Source organism: Allobosea sp. (assembly GCF_036675845.1).
Lineage (GTDB): Bacteria > Pseudomonadota > Alphaproteobacteria > Rhizobiales > Beijerinckiaceae > Allobosea.
In genome coordinates this window covers 1-20,819 of the sequence record NZ_JAKFED010000055.1, presented here as the reverse complement: position 1 = coordinate 20,819, position 20,819 = coordinate 1, and the positions used below count along the sequence as shown (strand labels likewise).

The window sequence follows — 20,819 nt, the reverse complement described above, 5'->3', positions numbered from 1 at the left end:
GTGTAATGCGCCCAGAGCGACGCCATATGGCGCGGCACCACCGTCGGCCGCTTGCCGAGATCGGCGCCGTTGCTCTTCGTGACTTCGGCATCGGTATAGGCATAGGCCGCGACCAGATCGAGATTTTCCAGCACCGTGGCGCGCGCCTCGAGCTCGACGCCGCGGGCGCGGATTTCGCCGGTCTGGATCTGGAAGCCGACATTATTCAGGTCGGCCGTCGCCACATTGGTCTGCGTCAGATCGTAGACCGCCGCCTGGAAAAAGGCGTCGTATCCGGGCGGCTGGTATTTGAAGCCGACCTCATACTGCTCGCCCTCGGTCGGCTTGAACGGCGTGCCGCCGAAGCTCGTCCCGGCCAGCGGCTCGAACGAGGTCGAATAGCTGGCATAGGGCGCAAAGCCGTTGTCGAAATTGTACATCAGCGCGACGCGGCCGGTATTGGCGGTGTCGTCCTGCTTGGTCAGGGCGCCGTTGTTCAGGTTGCGGGTGCGGGCCATGGCGCGGTCGAAGCGGCCGCCGAGCACGATCGAGAGCCGGTCGAGCTTGATCTGGTCCTGCAGGTAGATGCCGTATTGCTGCGTCTCCTGCTGGGTGCCGGGCAGGGTCGGCACCGCGAAGGGCCTGCGGCCATAGACTGGGTTGAAGGCATCGAGCGTCTGCACCGTGCCGCCGGCGCCGGTGAAGGCGGTGCCGTCGGTCCAATAGCCGTCGACGCCGAAGAGCAGCTTGTGGGTCAGCAGGCCGGTGCGGAAATCGGCCTGGAGCTGGTTGTCGATCCCGAAGGTCCTGGCCTCCTCGTTCGAGGCCGTGACGCGGCGGGTCAGGGTGCGCTGGTCGGCGCCGAGCGCGGCGGCGGGGACCGTGCGGAAACGCGATTCGAGATCGCTGTAGCGGACGTTCTGGCGGAAGCTGAAGACGTCGTTGAAGCGATGCTCGAAGGCGTAGCCGAGATTGAGCGCGTTGCGGCTGTAGCCTTCATAGCTCGGCTCGCCGGGGAAGAAATTGCTGCGGATGCGGCCGTTGCGGTTCGGCAGCACGGTGCCGACCGCCGGGATGAAGCCGTAGAATCCGGTCTCCGGGTCGCGCTGATAGGAGGTCAGCAGGGTCAGGCTGGTCGCCGCATTCGGCTGGAAGGTCAGCGACGGCGCGATGTAGAGCCGCTCCTCCTTGGTGAAGTCGACCTGCGTGTCGGCGGCGCGCCCGAGTCCGACGATTCGGTAGAGCACGGTCTTGTCCGGCGTCACCGGCCCGCCGATGTCGAAGGCGAGCTGGCGGCGCTTGTCGGTGCCGAACAGCACCTGCACCTCGCCATGCGCCTCGGCCTGCGGGCGCTTGCTGATCATGTTGATCAGGCCGCCGGGCTTGACCTGTCCGAAGGTCACCGAGGCCGGGCCGCGCAGCACCTCGACGCGCTCCAGCCCCCAGGGCTCGGCGATCGGCACCAGGAAGTTGACGCCGCGCTGCAGCCGCAGGCCGTCGAGATTGTTGATGAAGCCGGCATTCGAGCCGGAGCCGCCGAAGCCGCGGATGAAGACGCTGTCGTAACGCCCTGAGGAGAGTCGGGTTTCGCCCAGCACGCCGGCGCTGTAGCGCACCGCCTGGCTGACGCTCTGCACGCCCTGGTCGTCCATCTGGGCGCGCGGCACGACGGTGACCGATTGCGGCGTCTCGATCAGCGGCGTGTCGGTCTTCATCGCGCTGTCGCTGCGCCGCGCGACATAGCCGTCGACGGGGCCGCTCGCCCGCTCGCCCTGGACCTCGATCGTCTCGAGGCCGATCGTCGGCGCGGTCTGCGCCTGGCCGGCCGCCGACCAGGCGACGATGATTGCCGCGAGCGCGACCCCTGTTCTTGCTGCCGCGCGATTGCCGACGATGACCAAATTCATGAACCCGACCTTTGCCCCGACCGCCTGCGGCGGCTTGCCCGTGCGGGTTGTTCAGGAACGCTGCCCTGCGGGCAACGAAGTCGGCTTTCGATTCCGGAAGTAATTCTTTCGCTGCAGTTTCGAACCGGTTCAACGAGAGAAAGGCCGGCGGGCCGGGCGTCGCCGATCAACGCAGCGCGCTCGGCGAAATGCCGAAACGCTTGCGGAAGGCGCTCGAGAAATGCGCCGGGCTGTAGCCGACGCGAAAGGCGGCGACGGCGACGCTGGCCTCGCCGCTGGCGATCATGCCGTGCGCCTGTTGCAGGCGGTATTCCTGCAGGTAGCCGAAGACGCTGGTGCCGAACTGCGCCCGGAAGGCCGAGGTCAGCTTGGTCGGGTTGAGGCCGCTGCGGCGCGCCAGCTCGGAGAGGCTGGGCGGATCCTGCAGGCTCCCTTCCAGGAGCGCGCGCACGGCATGGATCTGCTCGCGGGTGCGCGCGTCGAGCTTCGCCGGCCGGATCGGGCGCTCGCCGATGATCTCGTTGAGCGCCAGCGCCCCGAGTTCGAGGGCCTTGCCGGCGAGATGGAAGGCGCGCAGCGGCTCGGCGACGCGGCATTCGGCCATCTGCAGCGCCAGCGAACGCAGTTCGGCGCTCGCCGGGCGGACCCAGAGCCCGGCATCGCCAGGGCCGGAAAGGGCCAGCAGCCGGGTCAACTCCGCGCCGAACTCGCGCGCCACGAAGTCGAGGTCGAACTGCATCAGCGCGCAGCGCAGCGCCCCGCCGCTGAGGCCGGTGCGCTGCTGGATATGCTCGCCGCCATTGGCGGCGACCAGCAGGGCCGGGCCCTCGATCAGCACCGGCGGGCGGTCGTCGAGCTCCAGCGTCTGGCGGCCATCCAGCATCACCCCGACCTTGAGCCCCGCCCGCATCGGGCCGGTGACACTTTCTCCCTCGGCGATGAAGAAGGTTCCGGCAGAGAGCGACAGGCTGCCTGAAAACAGCTTCAGCGTTTCGCCGGATGAGCGTTCGGAAGCAGGACCAGGTGACATCGCAACCTCAGGGAGATCGGCGATGATACCGGGCGGAGGTTAAAATACAAAATAAGTCAGTACTTTATATGTATTCCAAGGTTCTTGGCGCGCGGCGCCTCAGGCCTCGGGACTCCAGGGCTTCATCCGCAGGATATTGCCGCCGAGCTGGGCGAAGGCCCGCTGCCGGCAGGAGAAGACGATGATCTGCTGGTCGCTGGCTTGCCGGTGCAGGGCGTCGAACATGCGCTCGATGCGGTCGTCGTCGGAATAGACCAGGGCATCATCGAGGATCACCGGCGCAGGCTGGCCGTCCTTGGCGAGGAGCCGGGCGAAGGCGAGCCGGGTCAGCACGGCGAGTTGCTCGCGCATGCCGCCGCTCAGCACGCCGACCGGCTCCTCCAGGCCGTTGCGGCGAACGCTGCGCGGTAGCAGCGTCTCCTCGTCGAAGGTCACCGAGGCATCCTCGAAGAGCAGGCCGAGCAGCGGCTTCAGCTCGGCCATCACCGGCCGGAAATAATGGTCGCGCGCCGTGGTGCGCGCGGCTTCCAGCGCATCGCGCAGCCGCGACAGGATGGCGACCTCGCGCTCCAGGCCGCCGACCCGCTTTTCGGCGGCGGCGAGCTTCTCGGCGGTCTCCTGCCAGGCCTCTTCGACGGCGGCATCCGAGCGGGCGCGGATCTGGCCGTTGAGCTCGGCTGAATCCTCCCGCAGCTTCGCGACCTCGTTTCCGGTCGCCTCGACGATGGAGCGCATCCGCCGCAGCTTGGCCTCGGCCCCGGCGAGATCCGTCGCACTTGCCTGCAGGCTGGCCACGCGCGCCTCGACCGCCACCAGATCCTGCTCGGCGGTGGCCTGCGTGGCCTGAAGCCCGGCCTCATGTGCGCCACGGCCACCCTCGGCGCCCAGCATGGCGGCGAGGCCGTCGCGCTCGGAGGTGATCGTTGCCAATCCCCGCTCGGCGGCGAACACGGCGGCGTCGGCGGCCTCGCGCTGCGGCTGCGCTTCCCGCGCCGCGTTGCGCGAGGTGGTGACGCGGGCCTCGGCCGCTTCGAGGGCCAGGCGGGTCGCTTCCGGATCGCCCTTGGCCTCGATCGTCTCGCCGCGCTGCGCCTCCAGCCTGGCGATGCTCTCTTGCAGCGCCGCCAGGCCGCGCGGCGCCAGCAAGGCAAGGCGCTGCTGGCCGAGCCCGAGCGCCGTCGCCAGCTCGCGGAGCCGGGCTTCGCGCTGGCGGGCCTCGGCCAGGCTCTCGACGCCGAGCGCCTTCAGCAGCGCCTGGCGCTTCGCCTCGGCCCGGGCGAGCTCGGCCTGGCCATCCTCGCTCGTTGGCAGCGTCAGCGTGATGCGGCCGATATCGGCGATCTCCAGGCTGGCGCTGCCGGTCAGGGCTCGTTCCTCGCCATCGGCCAGCGCGGTGCCATCGATGCTGACCGCTTCGCGAACGTCGTCGCGATAGTCGACGCGCAGCAGCGGCAGCCGCGCCGCGACGACCGCGCGCAGGCCGACGAGCTCGGTCTCGAGCGCCTCGAGCTGTCGCAAGGCCGGCGCCGGCAGCGCCAGCGCCTTGATCTCGGCCTCGACGGTTTCGATCGCGGCGCGCTCGGCCTCGGCGCTGGCATGGCTCTCGCGCAGGCCGGCGAGCTGCTCGGCCGCCTCACGGGCCCGCAACGCCTTTTCCAGCCGCGTCAGTAGCTCGCGCGCCTGCCTCTCCTCGCGTTCGGCAATCTCGACCGCAGCAGTCGCTGCCTGGCCGGCGCCGGCGGCGGCGCGCTGCCGGGCCAGCGCCTCGTCGCGCTTGGCGGTGCCTTCGCCTTCGAGCGCCTGCAATTCGGCGAAGCGCGCCAGGCTGCGCCGATAGGCGGCAAGCTCCTGCCCGGCGGCGTCGCGGTGGCTGCGGGCAAGCGCGGCTTCCGCCTGCGCCGTCTTCAGGGCCTCGCCATGGGCCTTGGCCGCGGCGAGCTCCTTCTCGGCCTGCGTCAGGGCGCCGCGCCGCGCGCTCTCCTGCTCGCGGTCTTCGAGCTCCGCCAGCCGGGCGCGGAGGGCGCGCCGTCGGTCCAGCGCGACGCGCAGCTCGGTGACCTCGGCCGCCAGCCGCCGCTCGGTTTCGGCCAGGCGGTCGCGCTCATCGAGGGCGATGGCATAGGGGCCGCCGGCCTTGGGCCGCCCGGTCGCCGTGACGAGCCGCGAGAGCTCCTCCTCGCAGGCCGCCACCGCCTGCGCCATGCGCCTGCCGCCGGTGAGCGATTCGACCTCGCCCTGGACCGAGACCAGCACGGATTCGCGGGCACGCTTCTCGCTCTCCTCGTCGCTCTTCGCCCGCCTCTCGATGCCGGTGACGCCCTGGCGGACCCAGAGCAGCCCGGCCGGCCCCGTCGTGCCGCCCTGCACCAGGGCGGCGATGAAGCGTTCGGCCTCGTCGGCCTGTGCGACGAGGCGGCCGGACGCGAGCTCGCGCACCATCGCCCGCTTGCCGCCATAGAACTGCTTGGTCAGGCGGAAGGCCCCGGCTTCCGTCGCGATATCGGCCTCGACCAGCGGATTGCCGCCGCTATAGGGCCGCAGCGCCTGCACCGCGCCGGGCGTGCCGGTATGCGGCTGGAAGAACAGGGCGTGCAGCGCGTCGAAGCAGGTCGACTTGCCGAATTCGTTGACCGCGCAGAGCACGTTGACGCCGTCGCCGATGCCCTCGACGGCGACGCCGCTGCCGGCGAAACGCCGGACATTGTGGAGGCGCAGCGCCGTCAGCTTCATGGCTGCATCGCCTCGCAATAGGAGAACAGCCGGATCAGGGCCTCGCCTGCGATCTCGCGCTCGCCGCCTGGGCGGCTTTCGTCGCGGCTCTCGGCCAGCAGCAGGTCGGCCGCCTGGCGCAGCGCCCCGGCGCGGTCGATCGCGTCGAGGTCGGAATCCTCGCAATCGGCGGCCAGTCCCTCGCTATCGAGCTGCAGATGGGCGAATTCCGGCGCCACGGCCGCGATCTGCGCCTCGAGCGCCATGCGCGCCGCCGGGCGCAGGCGGCCGGAGGCAATGAGGCGCAGCAGCGTCTGCCGACGGGCGGCGCCGGCGGGCAGATGAACCGCCAGCGCGGCTGCCGCATCGTCGCCCGAGAGCAGCTCCAGAGCGAGATTGCGCCAGGCGAAGCTGCCGGTCTCGACGGGGACGACCTCGGGCAGGACACCGGGGCCGGGCAGGGCGACCAGCAGCGCCCGCCCGGGTTCGCCATGCTTGAAGCGGTCGGGCTCCGGCGTGCCGCTGTACCAGCTGCGGGCATTGATCGCCATCTGGCCGTGCCAGTCGCCGAGGGCGAGATAGTCGAGCCCGGCGCGCGAGGCCCGGTCCGGCGCGATGATGTCGAGCCCGGCGCCATCCTCGGAGAAGCTCTGGATCGCGCCATGGGCGAGGCCGATCCGCAGGGCGCCTTCGGCGCTCGCCGCTCCATCCATCCAGTCGGTGAGGTCGCGGCCGGGGCGGCGCGTCGTGCAGGGCGCGGGCAGCAGGACGACGCCGGGCTCCAGCGCGATCGGCTCCGGTTCCGTGGCCAGCAGGATATTGGCCGGCAAGGCGGCGCGGGCGGCGGCCCACAGCTCGTCGGCGAGCAGGGAATCATGGTTGCCCGGCAGCATGACCCAGCGCAGCCCGGCATGGCCGGCCATGGCGGCGAGCGCCTGGCGCAGCATGGCCGGGCTCGGCGTCTCGGTATCGAAGCAGTCGCCCGCCAGCAGGATCGTGCCGGCGCCGGCGGCGCGGGCCTGGGCGGCGAGCCGGTCGAGGACGGTATGGCGGGCATCGCGCAGCCGGCCGCGTAACTCTTCCGGCATGCTGCCGAAGCGCTTGCCGATATGCAGGTCCGAGCTGTGGATGAAACGGAACATCATGCCTCTGCCCGGATGAAGTCAGCGCGCGGCGGGATTCGTCAAGGCGCGGCCGGGAAGGAGGGGCTCAGCCCGGGAGCTGAGGGGTCTGTTGCAAAGGGGCCTGCCTCTTCGAACCGGAACCGTCATTCTGGCCAGCGCGGCGCTTCACCACTCCTCCGGAAGGACGCGGGGGCTCGTCTTTCGCCCGAGTTGCCAGGTATTTGTGCGCGAACGCGGAATCGATCTCTCAGCCGCCGAGCGGAAAGATCTCGGAGATCGCCAGCTCCCGCCCGACGATGCCCTGTTCGCGGGAATAGCGCGCCATGGCCTCGATCGCCGCCCGGTTGGGCTCGATGCCATAGGCCCAGTAATCGGTCCCCATCACCGCCTCGGTCTCGCGCAGCGCCGCCTCCTGCCAGGGCAGCATCGCCGTGTCATAGGCGTATTGGTGCAGTTCCCGCGCGGCGAAGGCCTTGGCCTGCTCGAAGGCGGTGGCAAGCGCCGGCGCGAGCTCGGGATGGCGCTCTGCCACATCCTCGCGGATGCCGATCAGGTGCATCGGCGGGAACAGCCCGGTCTTGCGGAAATAGGCCTTCTCCGCCGCCGGGACATCGGCGAAGAGCCGCCTGATCGCCGGATGGCCCTCGGCGAAGCCCTTGGGCGCGCGCGGCGCGATGATTGCGTCGAGCCGGCCCTCCAGCAGCCATTGCCATAGAGTCTCGCCTTCCGGCAGGCGCGTGGTCTCGAAGTGCCGGGGCAGGGCGACCGGCACCTTCTCCTCGCGTCCGGGCGCGTCGAGGCCGCCGATGATCCAGCGGATCGATTCCGGGCGGACGCCGTATTCGTCGGCCAGCAGCCCGCGTACCCAGACATTGGCGGTGAGCTGGTATTCCGGGACGCCGACGCGCCGGCCGGCGAAGTCTTCGGGCCGCTCGATCCCGGCATCGCTGCGCACATAGAGCGCGCTGTGGCGGAATTTCCGCGAGACGAACAGCGGCAGGCCGAGATAGCGGCAGCTGCCGCGCGAGCGCAGCAGCAGATAGGTCGAGAGCGACATCTCGGTGAGGTCGAACTCGCCGCCGAGCATGCCGCGCAGGAAGACCTCCTCCGGCGGCAGGATCGACCAGTCGAGCGAAAAGCCTTCCGGCCTGACGACGCCGGCGATCAGCGGCCAGGTCCGGTCATAGGCGCCGCAGCCGACGCTGAGCCGCCGGCCGGCTGGTGTTTTGCCGCTCATCGTTCGGAATAGCCCGGCGCGATCAGGGCATCGACGATGTAGCGACCGCCGGCCGCGACCACCGCCGCGCCGCGCTCGAGCTCGGCGATGAGCTCGTCGACGCTGCGCACCGGCGTTCCGCCCTCGAAGCCCTGCGAGCGCGCCAGCCCGATCAGGTCGGGCGCCGGATCGTCGAGCCGCTGGCCGATCCACTTGTTCTCGACCGGCCGGCCGCGCTGGCGCGCCATGCGCTCCTGATGCACCTCGTCGTTGAAATAGGAGCGGTTGTTGGCGATCACCAGCAGCAGCGGCACGCGCTGATGCGAGGCGGTCCAGAGCGCGTTGACGCCCATCAGATAGTCGCCGTCGCCGATCACACCGACGGTCATCCGGCCGCTGTCGCGCAAGGCGATGGCGGCGCCGACGCTGTGGCCCGGCCCGGTGCCGACCGCGCCGCCGCCATCCTTGCCGAGGAAGTCGAGCGGCGTGCGGAAGCGGCAGGCGCTGCGCGGCCAGCCGAAGGAAAGCCTGGCGAAGGTGACCTCGCGGTCGCGCGCGAACTCCGAGACGGTGAAGGCGAGCTGCTCGGAATTGAACACCGCGCTGCGGTCCGGCCCCTCCGGCGCGTCGAGGGTCCAGTGCCGGTCGGCGGGGATGAGGGGCGCGGCCGGGCGCCAGTCGGCGCCGATGGCCTCCAGCAGCTGCGCGATGAACCGGTCCGGGTCGGCCGCCACCTTGATGTCGCAGGCGGGCAGGGCCTGATGGTCCATGCTCCAGCCATTGGCGACCTGCGCGTCGAGCGAGCAATGCACGATCGGGGTCGCCAGCGGCTTCTGGGACTGCGAGGCGCCGCAGCGGGCGCTGAGGAAGCCGGCGAGATCGTGCCAGTCCAGGCTGACGATCGCATCGGCCTCGCGCAGCAGCGCCATCTCGGCGTCGTTCGGGCGCTCGCCGACCGGCGCCAGCCCGTGCAGCGGGTGCTCGGTCGGGAAGCCCGGTGCGTTGTGCGTGGTGGTCAGCACGGTCGCGCCCAGCCTTTCGGCCAGCGCGATGCGGCGCTGCCAGTCGGCGCTGCCGCGCGACACCCGGCCGATCAGCAGGACGGGCGCCCGCGCCGCACGCAGGATCGCCAGCGTGCCGGCCAGATCCTCCGCCGGCGCGGCGGCCGGGCGCGGCGGCGCGAAGCGCCGGACATCGGGCACCGTGACCTCGCGGTCTAGCCGGGCCTCCTGCATTTCCGCGTCGAGGCAGACATAGACCGGGCCGGTCGGTGCGGTGCGGGCGATCTGGTCGGCCCGCAGCAGCGATTCCACCGCGGCCTCGGCCGAGGCCGGCTGGTCGTCCCATTTGGTGTAGTGGCGCACCAGCGCGCCCTGATCGCGGGCGGTGTGGATCCAGTCGATCCAGGGCCGGCGGCGATGCGCGTCGACCGGGCCGGTGGCGCCGATGATCAGCATCGGCCTGCGGTCGCACCAGGCGTTGAAGATCGTCATCGTGGCGTGCATCAGCCCGACATTGGAATGCAGGATCACCGCCATCGGCTCCTGCGCGACGCGCGAGAAGCCGTCGGCGATGGCGACCGCATGCTCCTCGTGCAGGCAGACGATCATCGCCGGATCATGGTTGCCGAGATGGTTCACCAGGCTGTCGTGCAGCCCCCGGAAGCTCGCCCCCGGGACCAGCGCGACATGGCGATAGCCGAGCGCCCTGATCGTTTCCGCGACGACGTCGCTGCCCCATCGTTCCGTCGTCGGCGCCGCGGCGCCCGCCTCGCTCTGCATGGTCTTGTCCATTTTTCTGTCGCGGCCTTGCCGCATCTACTCGCTGAAGACCTCGTCGCGGCCCTTGCGGATCGCCGGCACGATGGCGATCGCGAACATGGCTGCGGCGATCAGGATGAGGACGGCGGCGATCGGCCGCTCGAAGAAGGTCATCGGGTTGCCGCGCGAGATCATCAGCGCCTGGCGCAGATTCTCCTCCATCATCCGGCCGAGCACGAAGCCGAGCGTCAGCGGCGCCGGCTCGAAGCCGAACTTGGTGAGGCCGTAGCCGAAGACGGCGAGCGCCCCCATGATCAGGAGGTCGGCCGGCTCGTTGTTGATCGAGTACACGCCGATGCAGCAGAAGATCACGATGCCGACGAACATCAGCCGATAGGGGACCTTGAGCAGCTTCACCCAGAGCCCGACCAGCGGCAGGTTGATGACGAGCAGCATCAGGTTGCCGATCCACATCGAGGCGATCAGCCCCCAGAACAGGTCGGGCATCTTGGTCATGATCTGCGGGCCGGGCACGATGCCGTGGATGGTCATCGCGCCGACCATCAGCGCCATCACCGCATTGGGCGGGATGCCGAGCGTCAGCAGGGGGATGAAGGAGGTCTGCGCCCCGGCATTGTTGGCGCTCTCCGGGCCGGCCACGCCCTCGATGGCGCCGCGGCCGAAGCGCCGGGGATCGCGGGCGAGCTTCTTCTCCAGCGTGTAGGAGGCATAGGGCGCCAGCACCGCGCCGTTGCCGGGCAGGATGCCGAGGATCGAGCCGAGCAGCGTGCCGCGCAGGATCGGCTTGGCCGAGGCGCGCAGCTCGTCGGGGCCGGGCAGCAGCCGGCCGATCTGGGTCTCGCGGACCTTGCGGGCCTCGCCATGCTCGAGGCTGCGGAAGACCTCGGCGATGCCGAACAGTCCCATGCCGAGCAGGGCGATCTCGATGCCGTCGGAGAGCCAGATCGCGCCGAAGGTCAGCCTGAGCTGGCCGGTCGTCAGATCGGGCCCGACGGTCGAGAGCAGCACGCCGACCAGGATCATGATCACCGCCTTGAGCACCGATCCGCGCGCCAGCAGCACCGCGAAGGCGAGGCCCATCAGCATCAGCGCGAAATACTCGGCCGGCCCGAAGATCAGCGCGATGCCGGCCAGCGGGGCTGCGAGCGCGGCGATGACCAGCGTCGCGACCGTGCCGGCGATGAAGGAGCCGATCGCCGAGATCCCGAGCGCGATGCCGGCCCGCCCCTGCCGCGCCATCTCATGGCCGTCGATGGCGGTGACGACCGCGCTCGATTCGCCCGGGATGTTGAGCAGGATCGAGGCGGTGGAGCCGCCATATTGCGCCCCGTAATAGATGCCGGCGAGCATGATCAGCGCCGCCGTCGGATCCAGCCCGAAGGTCAGCGGAAGCAGGATCGCGATCGTCGCGATCGGCCCGATTCCGGGCAGGACGCCGATCAGCGTCCCCAGCATGCAGCCGGCAAAGCAGAGCGCGATATTGGCCGGCGACAGGGCGATGCCGAGGCCGAGCCCGAGATTCTGGACGAGTTCCATGCGCGCCTCAGAAGTTGATCGAGAACGCCGGCAGCACCAGCATCGGGATCGGCTGGTTGAGCGCGAAGCGGAAGAGCAGGGCGCAGGCGGCGGTCATCACCAGCGTGAAGATGACGAGTTCGCGCGGCCGGACCTCGCGCGAGCCGAAGCCCGCGACGAGCATGGCGAGCGGGGCGGCGACGATGAAGCCGGGCTGGCGGATCGTCGCCGCAAACAGCGCGATGCCCGCCAGCACGAAGGCCGGCCCGCGCAGATGCCAGCGCTCGAGCGCGTCGCCCTCCTGGATGAAGGCGAGCACGACGAGCGCCAGGCCGGCGAGGCCGATCGCCGCCGCCGACCAGCGCGGCACCATCGCCGGGCCGATGACGCGCAGCGTGCCCTGCGAGAGATTGCCGAGCATCCAGACCACGAAGACCGCCGCAGCGACCAGGATCAGGCCGGAAACGAGGTTCTGCGGCGAGCGGACCGCCGGTTTCGTCCGGCGGTTCGGCTGGGACTGGCTCATGGGTTCGCCCTGCGCGAGGGAAGAGGCGGGTGCGGCCGCTGGCTAGGCGATGCCGTCATTCGACGGTCACGCCGACGGCGCGCACCATCTCGCCCCATTTGACGACCTCGTCCTTGAGATAGGCGGCGGTCTGCGGCACCGTGCGCTGGTGCAGCTGGTAGCCCATGCCGAGCAGCTTCTGCTTGGTCTGCGGGTCGGCGATGATCTCGGCGATGGCGGCGTTGAGCTGCTCGACGATCGCCGGCGGCGTCTTGGCCGGCGCCAGCACGCCGACCCAGGATTCGGCGACGAAGGGAAAGCCGGACTCGGTATAGGTCGGCACGTCGGGCATGGCGGCGACGCGCGTCTCGCTCGCGACGGCAAGGCCGGTCAGCTTGCCCTCGACGACCTGCGGGATGATGCCGAAGGAGGAGGCGACCATGTCGACCTGGTTGCCGAGGGCCGCCTGCACCGAAAGCGCCCCGCCGCGGAAGGGGATATGGGTCGCGGGCTGCTTGGCCATGGTCTTCAGGAAGAACTCGGCTGCCAGATGCGAGCCCGAGCCGACGCCGGCGCTGGCGAAGGTGATGTCGTTGCCCTTCGCCCAGGCGAGATATTCCTTGAGCGTGCGGGGTTTCGACGGGTGGCTGGCGATCGTCTCGGGCGAGGACACCGCGATCGCCACCGGGACGAGCTGGTCGAGCGAATAGTCGCGATTCTTGTAGAGCGTCTCGTTGATCGCGATCGCCGTCGAGGTGACCAGCAGGGTCAGCCCGTCCGGCTTGGTGTTGGCGATCAGCGCCGCCGCCGTGTTGCCGCCGGCGCCGGCCCGGTTCTCGACCGTGACCGCCTTGCCCCATTTCTCGCTGAGCTTCTGGCCGATGATCCGGGCGAAGGTGTCGACGAACCCGCCGGCCGCGAAGGCCACCGTCATGTTGATCCGGTCGGAAGGGTAGGCCGGCGCCTGCGCGGCCCCGGGCGCCGCCGAGAGCGCGAGCAGGGCGGCGGTGGAAAGGAGGCAGGTGAAGCGTCCACGGATATTTGGCATGTTCTTCTCCCTTTCGAGTTCGGTTCAGGAAGCTCTCTGACGGAGCTTTTCAGGTTGTGGATTCGATGGAATCAGGTCCTGGCGGGCCGCTTGAGGTTGACGTGGATGTGCTTTTCCTGCGTGTAGCTCAGCAGCTCCTCGAGGCACTCTTCGCGCCCGAGGCCGGACTGCTTGTAGCCGCCGAAGGGCGTGCCGAGAAAATGCCGCGAGACTTCGTTGATCCAGACGAAACCGGCCTGGACATCTGCGGCAAGCCGGTGCGCATCGCGCACGTCATTGGTCCAGATCGAGCAGGTCAGGCCGTATTCGACGCTGTTGACCGTTTCGAGCATGCCGGCTTCGTCGGTCCAGCGGAACACGGCCAGCACCGGGCCGAAGACCTCCTCGCGGGCCAGGCGCATCGCCGGCGTCACCTCGGTGAACACCGTCGGCTCGACGAAATTGCCGCCGGCCAGCGCCGGGTCCTGCGGGCGTCCGCCGCCGCAGAGCAGCCTGGCGCCTTCCGCCCTGGTGTCGGCGATGAAGCCCATCACCTTGTCGAGCTGCTGCGGGCTGATGATGGCGCCCATGGTGGTGGCCGGATCGCTCGGGTCGCCCGGCCGGAAATGCTTGACGCGCTCGGCGATCCTCTCGACCACCGCATCGTGGATGGCCTCGTGCAGGAAGGCGCGGCTGGTCGAGCCGCAGGACTGGCCGCACCAGGTGAAGTTCATGCCGGCGACGACGGCGGCGGCGACCTCGTCCGGGTCGGCATCGGCGAGCGCGACCAGGGCGTTCTTGCCGCCGAGCTCGAGCAGCACCGGCTTGATCGTGTCGGCGCCGGCCTTCATCACGGCGCGGCCGGCCTGGACGCTGCCGATCAGCGAGATCATCGCGACATCGGGATGCGAGGCGAGCGCTGCGCCAGCGTCGCGGCCGCCGGGCAGGACGCTGAACACGCCCGGCGGCAGCAGGCCGTCGATCAGTTCGGCGAAACGCAGCGAGGACAGCGGCGCCTGGTCCGGCGGCTTGACGATGACGGTGTTGCCGGCGGCGAGCGGGGCTGCCGATTTGGCGGCGCAGAACATGAAGGGGTGGTTGAACGGGATGATGCGGCCGATGACGCCGCGCGGCTCGCGCACCGAGAAGTTCACCGAATCCCGCCCGAGCGGCACCGAATGGCCCTTCATCTCGGTGACCAGCCCGGCGAAGAAATCGAGCTGCGCCGCGGCGTTGGCGACGTCGCCGAGCATTTCGTGGACCGGGTTGCCGCCATCGACCGCGTCGATCAGGGCGAGCTCGCGGGCATTGGCCCTGACGATCTCGGCGATCCGGCGCAGGATCTTGGCGCGCTCGGTCGGGGCGACGTTGCGCCAGCTCCGATAGGCCAGCTTCGCCGCCTTCACCGCAGCGTCGACATCGCCCGGGCCGGCCTGGGCGACCTGGCCGAGCGAGGCGCCGCTCGCCGGGTTGACCAGCTCCAGCAACCTGCCTTCGGCGGGGGCGTGCCAGCCGCCGTTGAAATGGAGCTGGCGGTTCTGCGGCAGGAAGGCGGGCAGAGGGCCGGCCGCGGCCGGAGCATCCGTCTCCCGACGATCCGCGACGATCGGCTGGCTCATCTGGTCTCTCTCCCTGTTGGCGCCGGCCGGCCGCATCCTCGCACCCGCCGGCGTCGCCATTCCTGCTTGTGATTGAGGTATCGGGTCCGGGTGGCCCGGTCTTCGCCCAGTCTTGGGCTCGATCTATAACTTTTGAGAATATCGCCCGTCGGACTCCGCCGCGGCGAGCGCCGTGTCGACCTCGTCGAGCATGGCCATTCCCATTTCGGGTTCGAGGCGCAGGCCGAGCCGGCCGAGTCGCTCCTGCTGGGCGACGACACCCTCGGTCACCGCCGGGTCGAGCCCGAGCTCGCGCAGGGTGAGCGCCACTTCGCGCATCTCGGCGGCGCGCCTGACGCCGTGCTGCAGCATCCGGCTGACATTGTAGGGAACGGCCACCGGCCAGTCGAAGCCCGGATAGCTGCGCGCCAGCGAGGCAAGGATGGTCTCCTCCACCCCGGCTCTGTGCGCCGCCATGAAGCACTCATAGCTCAGCGCCTCCAGCCCCTTGACCATGACGCTGCGGACCATCTTGACGATCGTCGCCGCGCCGATCTCAGGCCCCGCCGGCGAAAGGCTCATGCCGAAGTCGCTGAAGATTTCGATGAAGCGCGGGCCGGCCTCGCCGGCGACCAGGCATGGCGTGGCGTGGCGCTTGGGATGGACCGGCGCCATGATCGCCAGGTCGAGATAGTCCCCGTCGTCGCGGCCGAACAGCGCCGCGGCCTCGCGCTTGCGGCCCGGCGAGACCGAGTTCACGTCGACGAAGACCTGGCCGGCGGCAAGATGCGCCGCGGCCTGGCGCGCCGCCTCGACGCTCGAGGCGGCCGTCACCGCCGAGAAGACGAAATCGGCCCCGGCCAGCGCCTCGCCGAGGCTTGCCGCCAGCCGCACGCCGAGCTTTTGCGCCGGCTCGCGGACCCTGGCCTCGTCGCCGGCGATGTCGAAGGCGGCGATCTCGGCGATGCCGGCCTCGCGCAGGCCGCGGGCGAAGGCCTGCCCGGCCTCGCCGAAGCCGATGAAGCAGAGGCGGGGCGGATTGGCGCGCGCGGGAATGGCTTGGCGCATGGCTCTGTCCTTTCGGAAGGGCGGCAGCGGATCGCGATCAGAGGATCCGGCAGGTCTCGTCGAAGTCGAAGCGGGCGGCCCGCGGCTTCACGCCTGAAGGGTCGCCATAGCCGATATTGATCAGGAAGTTCGACTTGACCGCGCCGCCGGGAAAGAACTCCTCGTCGACGACATCGTGCAGGAAGCCCGACATCGGCCCGCAATCGAGGCCGAGCGCGCGCGCCGCCATCAGCAGATAGGCGCCCTGCAGGGTGGCGTTGCGGAAGGCCGCCCGCGTCGCCAGCTCCGGATCGGCGAGATAGGCGGCCCGGCGGTCGACCGCATGCGGCGCCAAGAGCTCGAGATGGTCGAAGAAGCGGCTGTCGATCCCCAATACGGCGGTGACCGGGGCAGCCATGGTCTTGTCGACATTGCCGGGCTTCAGCCCGCGCCGCAGCCGCTCCTTGGCCTCTGCCGAGACGACGAAGACGATCCGCTGCGGGCTGATATTGTTGCCGGTCGGCGGCATGCGGGAGAGCGCATAAAGCGAGCGCAGCTGCGCTTCCGTCACCGGCCGGGGCAGCCAACGATTATGGGTCCGCGCCTCGCGGAAGAGCAGGTCGAGGCCCTGCTCGGAGAGGATCTGTCTCGGGGTCTCTTGAAGCCTTGGGGTCTCTTGAAGCATGCCGGTCCGCCGCCAGGAAATCGATGCAGGAAATCGATGCAGGAAATTCGATGGCGGCACGCTAGCCCTGCGGCTGCGCCTGCGTCTTCGGCGCCTGCGGTGGAAGAGCTATAAGCGCGGGGAATATCAGCGCCCGGCTTCGGCCGTCGGGGTCTCGTCTTCGTCGAGCAGGCCGGTCGCCTGCAACTCGCGCATATGGTCGCGCAGGGCGGAAACCAGCGCCGCCACGGCGGCCGGGCGGCGGCGGTGGCGCAGGGTGATGATGCCGGCCGGGCGGCTGCTCGAGGCCATCGCCACCGGCAGAATCTGTACCGCCCCGCGCCCGAGATCGCCGGCCAGCATCAGCCGCGGCAGCACCGTGATGTAGTCGCTCGACAGGATCAGCTCGCGGATGAAGGAGATCGAGGTCGAGCGCAGCGGCGCAGCCGGCAGGCCGAGCCCGGAATAGGCGATCACCGCGTCGATTTCCTGGCCGAGGCGCTGTTCGAGCGAGGGCAGCACGAGGCCGCATTCGGCGGTCTCGGCCGGCGCGATCTGCTGGCGGCCGATCAGGGGATGGCCGGCTCGCACCAGCACCGAGATCGGCTCGTGATAGATCGCCTCGCGATGGACGTCATGGGCGGTTTCGAGTTCGTAGAGACGCCCGACGATCAGGTCGAGCTTGCCGCTTTCGAGCTGCGGCATCAGCTCGGCGGTCCGCCCCTGCACCAGCCTGATGTCGAGTTCGGGGTTGGAGGCGCGCAAGCGGCCGAGCGTCGGCGGCAGCACGCTGGTCGCCGCCGTCGGCAGCGCGCCGATCACCAGCGTGCCGGCCCGGCCCTGCTCGATCAGGCGGACATCGTCGCTGAGCCGCTCGACCAGCGACAGGATCGCCCGCCCGCGCTCGACCAGGATCCGGCCGAAGGGGTTGATCATCACGCCGCGCGCCATCCGGTCGAAGATCGGATGGCCGACGATGCCCTCGACATCCTGCACCGCCTTCGAGACCGCCGGCTGGGTGATGCTCAGCATATGCGCCGCCGCGAGGAAGCTGCCCTGCTCGGCCACGGCGATGACGATCTCGAGCTGCCGCAGCTTCAGCCGCGCCTTGATCCGCGAGCGCATGGCAGGTGGTCGCCCCCGTTTCCATCTCCCTGGCTGCGCCCTGGCGCGCTGCCTCAGCTTCGGCTTGCAGCAGCGCGGCGGCGAAGACAAATTGAAACAATGGCGGGTTTGATGAATATCTTGCATCAGAAGCGGCGGCGCGGGGCGCGGGAGAGACCTTTGTGAGGATCGACGTGCTCGGCCTGCAGGCCTTCGTCAGCATTGCCGAGCGCGGCAGCTTTCACGCCGCCGCCTCGCATCTCAACCTGTCGCAGACGGCGCTGAGCCACCGTATCCGCAAGCTGGAGGAGGGGCTCGGCACGCAGCTCCTGCAGCGAACGACGCGCCAGGTCTCGTTGACCAAGGCCGGCATCGCGCTGCTGCCCAAGGCCCGCAGGATCTTCGACGAGCTCGGCTCTTCGCTGGATGAGCTGCGTCTCGACGCCAGGGAGGCGAGCGAGAGCGTCGAGGTCGGCTGCCTGCCGACCATCGCCATGCGCTGCATGCCGGAAGTGATCGCGAAGTTCGTGCGCCGTCACGAAGGCATCCATGTCAGGCTCCACGACAATTCGGCCTCCGAGATCGCCGACAAGGTCCAGTCCGGCGAAGCCGAGTTCGGCATCACCATCGTCGCCGCCAATCGCTGGGACCTCGATCTGAAGCCGGTGGTCAAGGAGCCCTTCGTGCTGGTCTGCCAGCGCAGCTCGCCGCTCGCGGCGGAGACCTCGCTGACCTGGTCGCAACTCGAGGGCCTGCCGCTGGTCCGGATCAGCGCCGAGACCGGCAACCGCATCCTGATCGACGATGCGCTGGGTTCCCGCCGCGAGACGCTCGCCTGGCGCTACGAGGTGCAGCGGGTGGCCACGGCGGTGAGCCTCGTCCGCTCCGGCATCGGCTGCACCATCGTCCCGCAACTCGCGCTCGACGTGGTCCCCGGCGACGATCTGGTTGCGATCCCACTGCGCTCGCCGACGGTGAGCCGCACGCTCGGCATCATCACGCGCAAGGGGCTGCCGCTGAAGCCCGCGGCCCGCGAGCTGCTGTCGCTGGTCGTCGAGGCCTTGAAGAAGGAGCGCCTGGCGACCTGATCGACTGCTGAGGCTTTTTCATGAATGCCTGCATTCTTGTCATTTGAATAAGCAATGCCCTGCGGCCATCGTCCCTACAGGAGCCCGAGCGGTGGCGCTGCCCGGAAGGCAGGGCAGGATCGGCCGCCAACATCACGGCCGGAGGCTGAAAGCCGATGCAGATCGCGATTCCGTGCATGCTGATCCGGGGCGGCACCTCGAAGGGCGCCTATTTCCTCAGCCAGGATCTGCCTGCCGATCCCACCGCTCGCGACGCGCTGCTGCTCGCGCTCATGGGCTCGCCGGACAAGCGCCAGGTCGACGGGCTGGGCGGCGCCCATCCCCTGACCAGCAAGGTCGCCATCGTTTCGCGTTCGACCGAGCCGGGCTGCGACATTGATTTCCTCTTCGCCCAGGTCGGCATTGAGACGGCGAGCGTCGATACCACGCCGAACTGCGGCAACATCCTCGCCGGAATCGGGCCCTTCGCCCTTGCCCGTGGGCTCGTCGCCGCGACCGGCGCCGCGACTTCGGTCAGGGTCAGGACACTGAACACCGGCACGCTCGCCGATCTGGTGATGGAGACCGGCGACGGCCAGGCCGGCACCGTCGGGCAGGCCCGCATCGACGGCGTGCCCGGCACCTCGGCGCCGATCGACATCAGCTTCCTCGGCACCGAAGGCTCGGTCTGCGGCGCCCTGCTGCCGACCGGCAATGCGGTCGATGTCGTCGACGGCGTCGAGGTGACGCTGATCGACAACGGCATGCCGGTGATCGTGCTGCGCGCCGCCGATGTCGGTCGCACCGGCCATGAACCGCGCGACGAGCTCAACGACGATGCCGCGCTGAAGCAGCGCCTCGAACGCATCCGGCTCGCTGCCGGGCCCTTGATGAATCTCGGCGACGTCTCGGGCAAGGTCGTGCCGAAGATCGCCCTCGTCGCCGCCCCGCGCGCCGGCGGCGCCATCGCCACCCGCAGCTTCATCCCGCATGAATGCCATGCCTCGATCGGCGTCTTCGCCGCAGTCACGGTCGCGACCGCGGCGGCCTTGCCCGGCTCGCCGGCCGCCTCCGTCGTCGCCATGCCGCAGGGGCGCGAGCGCGCCCTCTCGGTCGAGCATCCGACTGGCGAGTTCACGGTGCGGCTGACGGTCGGCGGCACGGCCGAGCGCCCGGTGATCGAGCGCGCCGGCCTGCTGCGCACCGCCCGCATCCTGATGGACGGCCAGGCCTTCGTGCCCGAGCGGCCGGCTTCCTGAGTTCGAGAAAAAGAGGATTATCGATCGATGTCGAGCCTGCAGAAGACAGGTCTGGTGATCACCGCCCATCCGGGCGATTTCGTCTGGCGCGCCGGCGGCGCGATCGCGCTCCATGCCAAACGGGGGTTCCGCGTCAAGATCCTCTGCCTGTCCTATGGCGAGCGCGGCGAGAGCCAGTTCGCCTGGAAGAAGGCGGGCGTGAAGATGGAAGACGTCAAGGCCCAGCGCCGCGACGAAGCCGAGCGCGCCGCCGCGCTCCTCGGCGCCGAGATCGAGTTCATGGATGCCGGCGACTATCCGCTGCGGACGACGGAAACCATGCTCGACCGGGCGATCGACATCTTCCATGAGCTGGGTCCGAGCTTCGTGCTGACCCATGCACTGGAAGACCCCTATAATGTCGACCATCCCGAGGCGACGCGCTTTGCCCAGGAGGCGCGGATCATCGCGCAAGCCGCCGGCCACAAGCCGAACCCGGAGCGGGCCTATGCCGCGCCGCCGCTCTTCCTGTTCGAGCCGCACCAGCCCGAGCAGTGCAATTTCAAGCCGAACGTCATCCTCAACATCGACGAGGTCTGGGAGGTGAAGCGCCAGGCCTTCGAGATCCTCGCCGCCCAGAAGCACCTCTGGGAATATTACACCCGCGTCGCGCTGAACCGCGGCATGCAGGGCGGGCGCAATTCCGGCAAGGCGATGACCTATGGCGAGGCCTATCAGCGGCTCTTTCCCGAAGCATTGGAGACGCTGGCATGAACCCCGTCGTCATTCGCACGAACAAGCGCGCCGCCGCTGCCGATATCGCGGCGCTGGCCGAGCTCGGCGTCTCGACCACGCATGAGGCGATAGGGCGCAGCGGCCTGATGAAGCCCTATATGCGGCCGATCTATGCCGGCGCGCAGATCGCCGGCAGCGCCGTCACCGTGCTGGCCCAGCCGGGCGACAACTGGATGATCCATGTCGCGATCGAGCAGGTGAAGCCCGGCGACATCCTCGTCGTCGCCTGCACCACCGACAACACCGACGGCATGTTCGGCGACCTGCTGGCGACCTCGCTGAAGGCGCGCGGCGGCGTCGGCCTGGTCATCGATGCCGGCGTGCGCGATGTGCGCATCCTCACCGGGATGGGCTTCCCGGTCTGGTCGCGGGCGATCTCGGCCAAGGGCACGGTCAAGGCGACGCCGGGCTCGGTCAATGTGCCGGTGGTCTGCGCCGGCGCGCTCGTCCATCCCGGCGATGTCGTCGTCGCCGACGATGACGGCGTCGTCGTCGTGCCGCGGCTCGATGCGG

The 20,819-nt window shown here is 69.7% G+C and carries 17 protein-coding genes; 4 read left to right on the top strand and 13 right to left on the bottom strand.

The window, feature by feature from the left end:
- The 13 genes from V6M56_RS06145 to V6M56_RS06085 form a co-directional block, all read right to left on the bottom strand.
- Positions 1-1,886, bottom strand: a 1,886-nt coding sequence (locus tag V6M56_RS06145) for a TonB-dependent siderophore receptor (RefSeq protein WP_332682143.1), incomplete at its 3' end; no start/stop codon positions are given.
- 166 nt (positions 1,887-2,052) lie between these two features.
- Positions 2,053-2,916: a helix-turn-helix transcriptional regulator gene (locus tag V6M56_RS06140; RefSeq protein WP_332682141.1), complete on the bottom strand. Its 864-nt coding sequence runs from the start codon at positions 2,914-2,916 to the stop codon at positions 2,053-2,055.
- A 99-nt stretch (positions 2,917-3,015) separates the two neighbouring features.
- Positions 3,016-5,646: an AAA family ATPase gene (locus V6M56_RS06135; RefSeq protein WP_332682139.1), complete on the bottom strand. Its 2,631-nt coding sequence runs from the start codon at positions 5,644-5,646 to the stop codon at positions 3,016-3,018.
- Positions 5,643-6,767 (bottom strand): metallophosphoesterase family protein, encoded by a 1,125-nt coding sequence (locus V6M56_RS06130; RefSeq protein WP_332682145.1) that lies wholly within the window; start codon positions 6,765-6,767, stop codon positions 5,643-5,645. Before V6M56_RS06130 ends, V6M56_RS06135 begins: the two co-directional genes overlap by 4 nt.
- Before the next feature lie 229 nt (positions 6,768-6,996).
- Positions 6,997-7,986, bottom strand: coding sequence for an ABC transporter substrate-binding protein (locus V6M56_RS06125; protein WP_332682137.1), 990 nt, complete (start codon positions 7,984-7,986; stop codon positions 6,997-6,999).
- Positions 7,983-9,758 (bottom strand): thiamine pyrophosphate-binding protein, encoded by a 1,776-nt coding sequence (locus V6M56_RS06120; protein ID WP_332682136.1) that lies wholly within the window; start codon positions 9,756-9,758, stop codon positions 7,983-7,985. Before V6M56_RS06120 ends, V6M56_RS06125 begins: the two co-directional genes overlap by 4 nt.
- Before the next feature lie 24 nt (positions 9,759-9,782).
- Positions 9,783-11,282 carry a tripartite tricarboxylate transporter permease gene (locus V6M56_RS06115; RefSeq protein WP_332682135.1) on the bottom strand — a complete coding sequence of 500 codons (1,500 nt, stop codon included), beginning with the start codon at positions 11,280-11,282 and terminating at the stop codon, positions 9,783-9,785.
- A gap of 7 nt (positions 11,283-11,289) precedes the next feature.
- A complete protein-coding gene (locus V6M56_RS06110) occupies positions 11,290-11,787 on the bottom strand; it encodes a tripartite tricarboxylate transporter TctB family protein (protein WP_332682134.1) in 498 nt (165 codons plus the stop codon).
- 55 nt (positions 11,788-11,842) lie between these two features.
- Positions 11,843-12,814 carry a tripartite tricarboxylate transporter substrate-binding protein gene (locus V6M56_RS06105; protein ID WP_332682132.1) on the bottom strand — a complete coding sequence of 324 codons (972 nt, stop codon included), beginning with the start codon at positions 12,812-12,814 and terminating at the stop codon, positions 11,843-11,845.
- 71 nt (positions 12,815-12,885) lie between these two features.
- Complete coding sequence (locus V6M56_RS06100) at positions 12,886-14,412, bottom strand: aldehyde dehydrogenase family protein (protein ID WP_332682130.1); 1,527 nt, start codon at positions 14,410-14,412, stop codon at positions 12,886-12,888.
- 123 nt (positions 14,413-14,535) lie between these two features.
- Entirely contained in the window at positions 14,536-15,459 is a 924-nt protein-coding gene (locus V6M56_RS06095) for an NAD(P)-dependent oxidoreductase (protein ID WP_332682128.1), read from the bottom strand.
- Positions 15,460-15,496: 37 nt separating this feature from the next.
- On the bottom strand, positions 15,497-16,123 hold the full coding sequence (locus V6M56_RS06090) for a malonic semialdehyde reductase (protein WP_332682126.1): 627 nt from the start codon (positions 16,121-16,123) through the stop codon (positions 15,497-15,499).
- A 126-nt stretch (positions 16,124-16,249) separates the two neighbouring features.
- Positions 16,250-17,227: a LysR substrate-binding domain-containing protein gene (locus tag V6M56_RS06085; protein WP_332682124.1), complete on the bottom strand. Its 978-nt coding sequence runs from the start codon at positions 17,225-17,227 to the stop codon at positions 16,250-16,252.
- A gap of 161 nt (positions 17,228-17,388) precedes the next feature.
- On the opposite strand from V6M56_RS06085, the gene V6M56_RS06080 reads away from it, so the two are divergent.
- The 4 genes from V6M56_RS06080 to V6M56_RS06065 form a co-directional block, all read left to right on the top strand.
- The gene (locus V6M56_RS06080) at positions 17,389-18,294 is read left to right on the top strand and encodes a LysR family transcriptional regulator (RefSeq protein ID WP_332682122.1); all 906 of its coding nucleotides are present in this window, start codon (positions 17,389-17,391) and stop codon (positions 18,292-18,294) included.
- A gap of 155 nt (positions 18,295-18,449) precedes the next feature.
- A complete protein-coding gene (locus tag V6M56_RS06075) occupies positions 18,450-19,532 on the top strand; it encodes a 4-oxalomesaconate tautomerase (protein WP_332682121.1) in 1,083 nt (360 codons plus the stop codon).
- A 27-nt stretch (positions 19,533-19,559) separates the two neighbouring features.
- Entirely contained in the window at positions 19,560-20,285 is a 726-nt protein-coding gene (locus V6M56_RS06070) for a PIG-L deacetylase family protein (RefSeq protein ID WP_332682119.1), read from the top strand.
- Positions 20,282-20,819 (top strand): 4-carboxy-4-hydroxy-2-oxoadipate aldolase/oxaloacetate decarboxylase (locus V6M56_RS06065; RefSeq protein WP_332682117.1); only part of this gene is annotated, 538 nt, incomplete at its 3' end. The genes V6M56_RS06070 and V6M56_RS06065, both read left to right, overlap by 4 nt.

Excerpts from the sequence above, each read along its gene's own strand:
- V6M56_RS06105 (WP_332682132.1), bottom strand. The coding sequence starts at position 12,814 with ATGCCAAATATCCGTGGACGCTTCACCTGCCTCCTTTCCACCGCCGCC.
- V6M56_RS06100 (WP_332682130.1), bottom strand. The coding sequence starts at position 14,412 with ATGAGCCAGCCGATCGTCGCGGATCGTCGGGAGACGGATGCTCCGGCC.
- V6M56_RS06130 (WP_332682145.1), bottom strand. The coding sequence starts at position 6,767 with ATGTTCCGTTTCATCCACAGCTCGGACCTGCATATCGGCAAGCGCTTC.
- V6M56_RS06110 (WP_332682134.1), bottom strand. The coding sequence starts at position 11,787 with ATGAGCCAGTCCCAGCCGAACCGCCGGACGAAACCGGCGGTCCGCTCG.
- V6M56_RS06120 (WP_332682136.1), bottom strand. The coding sequence starts at position 9,758 with ATGGACAAGACCATGCAGAGCGAGGCGGGCGCCGCGGCGCCGACGACG.
- V6M56_RS06090 (WP_332682126.1), bottom strand. The coding sequence starts at position 16,123 with ATGCTTCAAGAGACCCCAAGGCTTCAAGAGACCCCGAGACAGATCCTC.
- V6M56_RS06075 (WP_332682121.1), top strand. The coding sequence starts at position 18,450 with ATGCAGATCGCGATTCCGTGCATGCTGATCCGGGGCGGCACCTCGAAG.
- V6M56_RS06115 (WP_332682135.1), bottom strand. The coding sequence starts at position 11,282 with ATGGAACTCGTCCAGAATCTCGGGCTCGGCCTCGGCATCGCCCTGTCG.
- V6M56_RS06085 (WP_332682124.1), bottom strand. The coding sequence starts at position 17,227 with ATGCGCTCGCGGATCAAGGCGCGGCTGAAGCTGCGGCAGCTCGAGATC.
- V6M56_RS06140 (WP_332682141.1), bottom strand. The coding sequence starts at position 2,916 with ATGTCACCTGGTCCTGCTTCCGAACGCTCATCCGGCGAAACGCTGAAG.
- V6M56_RS06070 (WP_332682119.1), top strand. The coding sequence starts at position 19,560 with ATGTCGAGCCTGCAGAAGACAGGTCTGGTGATCACCGCCCATCCGGGC.
- V6M56_RS06125 (WP_332682137.1), bottom strand. The coding sequence starts at position 7,986 with ATGAGCGGCAAAACACCAGCCGGCCGGCGGCTCAGCGTCGGCTGCGGC.
- V6M56_RS06095 (WP_332682128.1), bottom strand. The coding sequence starts at position 15,459 with ATGCGCCAAGCCATTCCCGCGCGCGCCAATCCGCCCCGCCTCTGCTTC.
- V6M56_RS06135 (WP_332682139.1), bottom strand. The coding sequence starts at position 5,646 with ATGAAGCTGACGGCGCTGCGCCTCCACAATGTCCGGCGTTTCGCCGGC.